Origin of the sequence: Ferruginibacter sp., from assembly GCF_014377975.1 — a bacterium.
GTDB lineage: Bacteria > Bacteroidota > Bacteroidia > Chitinophagales > Chitinophagaceae > Ferruginibacter.
Genome location: NZ_JACMOO010000376.1, coordinates 1 through 4,941, shown reverse-complemented (window position 1 = coordinate 4,941; position 4,941 = coordinate 1). Strand labels below are relative to the sequence as shown.

General features: G+C 37.7%; 5 protein-coding genes. 3 read left to right on the top strand and 2 right to left on the bottom strand.

Going from position 1 to position 4,941, the window contains the following annotated elements; genetic code table 11:
- The gene (locus H7254_RS18415; protein WP_301934365.1) at positions 1-315 is read right to left on the bottom strand and encodes a hypothetical protein; all 315 of its coding nucleotides are present in this window, start codon (positions 313-315) and stop codon (positions 1-3) included.
- Positions 303-1,772, bottom strand: coding sequence for a tRNA (N(6)-L-threonylcarbamoyladenosine(37)-C(2))-methylthiotransferase MtaB (gene mtaB, locus H7254_RS18410; protein ID WP_301934364.1), 1,470 nt, complete (start codon positions 1,770-1,772; stop codon positions 303-305). Before mtaB ends, H7254_RS18415 begins: the two co-directional genes overlap by 13 nt.
- Before the next feature lie 101 nt (positions 1,773-1,873).
- Here mtaB and H7254_RS18405 point away from each other — a divergent pair, with 101 nt between their 5' ends.
- The 3 genes from H7254_RS18405 (at position 1,874) to H7254_RS18395 (ending at position 4,916) form a co-directional block, all read left to right on the top strand.
- The gene (locus tag H7254_RS18405) at positions 1,874-2,299 is read left to right on the top strand and encodes a DUF4258 domain-containing protein (protein WP_301934363.1); all 426 of its coding nucleotides are present in this window, start codon (positions 1,874-1,876) and stop codon (positions 2,297-2,299) included.
- 63 nt (positions 2,300-2,362) lie between these two features.
- The gene (locus tag H7254_RS18400; protein WP_301934362.1) at positions 2,363-3,898 is read left to right on the top strand and encodes a GH3 auxin-responsive promoter family protein; all 1,536 of its coding nucleotides are present in this window, start codon (positions 2,363-2,365) and stop codon (positions 3,896-3,898) included.
- A 316-nt stretch (positions 3,899-4,214) separates the two neighbouring features.
- Complete coding sequence (locus tag H7254_RS18395) at positions 4,215-4,916, top strand: GNAT family N-acetyltransferase (RefSeq protein ID WP_301934361.1); 702 nt, start codon at positions 4,215-4,217, stop codon at positions 4,914-4,916.
- The last annotated feature ends 25 nt before the right edge of the window (positions 4,917-4,941 follow it).

Below are 4,941 nucleotides of genomic sequence, written 5' to 3'. Positions count from 1 at the left end.
TTAATTCAATTGCAATGCAGGCAAACGGTATGCCTGCGAATCGTACACAAATAATTCTTCAATTTCAATTGTCCAATAATTGTATAAAGAGGATTGTTCAAGATAGTGTTGCACTTCTTTTTTATCAGGCGCATTTACAATCATCCAGGAGCGTTGTGTTTCCATGCTTACCGCATAATAATCAACCACATTTTTATCTATCAGGCTGTTGATGTAAACCCTGTGCGCAGGAACCAGTTTCATAAAAGTCTCATCCATATAAAAACGGATGATAACCTGAAATTTACTAAACTTTTCGTCGTTTATATTTTCCATTCAACAATATTATTTATCCACTCTTTTTTATGAGGAGCAGTTATTTTAATGTAGTTATCTGTATACCCTTCTGCCATGCCATTTTTGTCAGGATGTTCAAATAAAACCTTTCTTGTTTCACCCACGTGCTGGCTGGTAAAATATTGCAGCTTCTGGTAACTGAGATTGCGCAATTGTTTATTTCTTTCATTACGAACGTAAACGGGCACCACATGTTGTATATCCAGCGCTGCAGTATTTGCTCTTTCCGAATAGGTAAACACGTGCAGATAACTAATATCAAGCCCATGTAAAAAATCAAAAGTTTCTTTAAAACCGGCATCTGTTTCACCTGGAAAACCAACAATAACATCCACACCAATTGCACAATGCGGCATAAGGGTTTTTATTAATCCAACACGCTCTGCATACAGTTCTTTTTTATAACGCCTTTTCATGAGTGCAAGTATTTCATTGCTTCCGCTTTGCAGGGGAATATGAAAATGTGGCATAAATTTTTTACTGTTGCTTACAAAATCGATGATTTCACTGGTTAATAAATTTGGCTCTATCGATGATATACGATAGCGTTCTATTCCATGGATTTCATCTAGTTGTTTCATCAACTCAAAAAAAGTTTCTTCATTCTTTTTGCCGCCAAAACTTCCTTTGCCAAAATCGCCTAAATTAATACCGGTTAAAACAATTTCTTTGGCACCCTGCGCTGCAATTGTTTTCACTTCAGCCAATACATTTTCAATTGGGTTGCTCCTGCTTTTTCCCCTTGCCAACGGTATGGTACAAAAAGAGCAACTATAATCGCAACCATCCTGTACTTTTAAAAAAACTCTGGTTCGGTCGTTAATAGAATGCGCCGCTGTAAATTCATTCACATCAGCAATATCGCAACTACATATTTTAGTGCTGTCGCCCTTTGTAAAATCTTTTAAATGTTGAATAATATTAAATTTTTCAGCAGCGCCTAACACAAGGTCAACACCTGGTATAGAAGCAATTTCCACAGGTTTTAACTGAGCATAGCAACCGGTAATTACCACCAGGGCTCCGGGTGCTTTTTTTTGTATTCGCCGCACCAATAACCGGCATTCCTTATCCGCATTGTTGGTAACAGAACAGGTATTAATTACATATACATCTGCAATTTCTGAAAATTCTTTTTTTACAAAACCATCATTTTCAAGTAACCTTCCAATGGAAGAGGTTTCAGAAAAATTAAGCTTGCACCCAAGGGTATATAATGCTACTGTTTTGTTCATACGCTGCAAAGATACAACATGGTGTTTTATGGATGTATTGCGGGTAGTTAGTTTGATTTTTACTTTTTCTTCAGTGCCTGCCCTTGCCGCAACGGAACAGGGCAGGCGTTGGGCGTTCCCGCTGCAGCGGTCGGGCTTTTCGCTGCAAGTCCTCACTACGCTGCGTTGCACTGTGCTTCGTTGCGGGCACTTCTGCTTCAATCCCTAACGCAGGTTGCATAAAGGGTATACCTTTTAATAAAGCATTGAATTTTATGTATCCCTAAACTTTTAAAAGATAATTATAGTGAGTAAATTGCGCCATGTTTAAAAAGTATCTTCCTTATTTTATTTTACTAGCCGCAGGTTTTTTACTTTGGTTTGTAAAAAAGCACCAGGCCAGCAGTTATCCCAAACAAAAAAATACCAATACAGAAATTGTATTACCTGCTGTACAGCCGGCAGAAAATTTTAACCGCAACGTAAAGAATATTATTTACAGCAAACATGCCCATTGCCGTATGGATTGCAGACATATTGATGAAACCGAAGTAAAAGAAATTTTAGCCACAGGGCACATCAACACTAATAAAATACAGGAAGATGAGAGAGGAAAAACCTATCCGCTGGAAGGTATAACACACGATAAACAACATGTTCGCATAGTTTTTGCTCCCAAAGAAAATAATACTGTGGAAGTAGTAACTTGCATAGACCTTGATACAGATTGGCCTTGTAATTGTAAATAGATTTCTTCACATTTAGCAGGCATAAAACAAGATATGTTTGCGCTTTAACGATTGAAAGATATCATGAAAATAAAATCTTTTCTGGCAAAGCCTTTTGCAGGTTATATATACAAGCAAATAAAAAAAAGCAGGGAAACTGCTGTGGAAGATCAGCAATCCATATTGAACGAACTGGTGAAATCAGCGGCTAAAACAGTTTTTGGAAAAGAGCATGGTTTTGAAGATATTAAAACAGCAGAGGATTTTTCCCGCCATGTTCCTATACGGGACTACGAAGAATTTAAGCCCTACATTGAAAAAATAAAAGAGGGTAAACATAATATTTTATGGAAAGGGCAGCCTATTTATTTTGCTAAAACCAGTGGTACAACCAGCGGTATAAAATACATTCCCATCACAAAAGACTCTATCCCCAACCACATCAATACAGCCCGTAATGCGCTGCTGTGTTATATGGCAGAAACAGGTAATACAAAATTTGCAGATGGTAAAATGATTTTTTTAAGTGGTTCTCCTGAGTTGGAACGCATGGGAGGCATTCCTACGGGAAGGTTAAGTGGTATCGTAAATCATCATATACCCAAATATTTGCGGGCCAACCAATTACCCAATTACGAAACCAATTGTATAGAAGAGTGGGAGGCAAAGCTGGATAAAATTGTGCTGGAAACAATTGAACAGAATATGACATTGATCAGCGGCATACCACCATGGATGCAAATGTATTTTGACAGACTTGCTGAAAAGAGCGGTAAAAAAATTGGCGAACTATTTCCAAACTTGAGTGTGATGGTGCAGGGCGGTGTTAATTTTGAGCCTTACAAGGCAAAACTGAACGAAAGTATTGGCCGCAAAATAGATTGTATAGAACTGTATCCCGCCAGCGAAGGTTTCTTCGCCTTCCAGGATTCGCAGGAAGCAGAAGGATTGTTATTAAATACAGACAGCGGAATATTTTTTGAGTTTGTACCTGCAGGAGAAATATTTAACCAAAACCCTGTCAGGCTTACATTAAAAGATGTTAAAGTTGGAGAGAATTATGCCCTTATTATCAGCAACAATGCTGGTTTGTGGGCTTATAATATCGGTGACACTATTAAGTTTATAAGTACAAGTCCTTACAGGATATTGGTTACGGGAAGAACGAAACATTTTATTTCTGCCTTTGGCGAACATGTAATTGGCGAAGAAGTTGAAGCGGCGCTGATGCAGGCGGCCAATGAAGAAAAGATACACATCACTGAATTTACAGTAGCGCCAATGATAGCACAAAACGGCGGTAAAAGTTTTCATGAATGGTTTGTTGAATTCGAAAATACCCCCACAGACCTTGCGGCGTTTGCTAAAAAGGTAGACGATAACCTGCGCACCAAAAATGTGTACTACGATGATCTGGTAGGAGGAAATATTTTACAGCAGTTAAAAATAGCTCGGGTTAAAAAGAATGGGTTTATAGATTATATGAAAAGTGTCGGCAAATTAGGTGGACAAAATAAAGTTCCGAGGTTGAGTAACGACAGACAGATAGCCGCCGAATTACAGACATTTGTTATTGATGGCAGCGTCGCATTTGATGACCATTCGGTTATACAACTGTAATAAACAATTATCAAGCTAATTGGCACACTAGTAAAATTCTTATAAATTTTAGCATGTTCGTTTTACAAAATGTTATACATTTGCATCTTCTGATTAACAAAATCAAAAAGTGAAAAGTTACCTTTTATCATATTACGCTTACAATCATTCAACTGAAATAGTTTTTTCAGCAATGAATGCATTTGTTACAAGTCCCCGACGTAATCCTGGTTGCTGATAGGCCGAGCAATTAAAACCTGCCCCTGTCAGTGAAAAAATCTCCAAAAACAGGTTCTTACAAATTTCTTATTTTACACAACAGTTCAATTTTACACAATTGGAAACGAATAACATCATAGTTAGGGTTGCCACTTTTAGCGATAGCCATTATGCAACAACCATTACAGAAGAAATGGCTTCGTCCGCACAGGCAAGAGGCACAGGCATAGCCAAACGATCTCCTGAATACATCGAAAAAAAAATGAATGAAGGTAAGGCTGTTATTGCAGTAACTACCGATGGCTCCTGGGTTGGCTTTTGTTATATTGAAGCCTGGGGGCATGATCAGTTTGTTGCCAACAGTGGTTTGATAGTAGCACCTGCATTTAGAAAAAGCGGGGTTGCCAAACAAATAAAAAGAAGAATATTTGACCTTAGTAAGGAAAGGTATCCCACCTCAAAAATATTTGGTTTAACTACCGGACTGGCAGTAATGAAAATAAACAGCGACCTGGGGTATGAGCCGGTTACCTATTCTGAATTAACAGATGATGAGGAGTTTTGGGCAGGCTGTAAAAGTTGCGTGAACTTTGATATACTGATGAGTAAGGAAAGAAAAAACTGTATGTGTACAGCAATGCTCTACGATCCTGCTGATCATTATGAACCCGAAGAAACCAAAGAAGATTTTAAACAGCATTCTAAATTATACGAACGTTTTATGCATGTTAAGCAAAGCCGTTTATTAAAGTTGTTAAAGAAAAAAGATGGCGGCGGAAGTTTACCAAAATCTTTATTGAAGTATTTTAATTTGTTATAAATAAATTATAAGTTGATGGATTATA

Bases quoted from the DNA above. Each gene is read 5' to 3' on its own strand.
- H7254_RS18415 (WP_301934365.1), bottom strand. From the start codon at position 315: ATGGAAAATATAAACGACGAAAAGTTTAGTAAATTTCAGGTTATCATC.
- H7254_RS18405 (WP_301934363.1), top strand. From the start codon at position 1,874: ATGTTTAAAAAGTATCTTCCTTATTTTATTTTACTAGCCGCAGGTTTT.
- H7254_RS18400 (WP_301934362.1), top strand. From the start codon at position 2,363: ATGAAAATAAAATCTTTTCTGGCAAAGCCTTTTGCAGGTTATATATAC.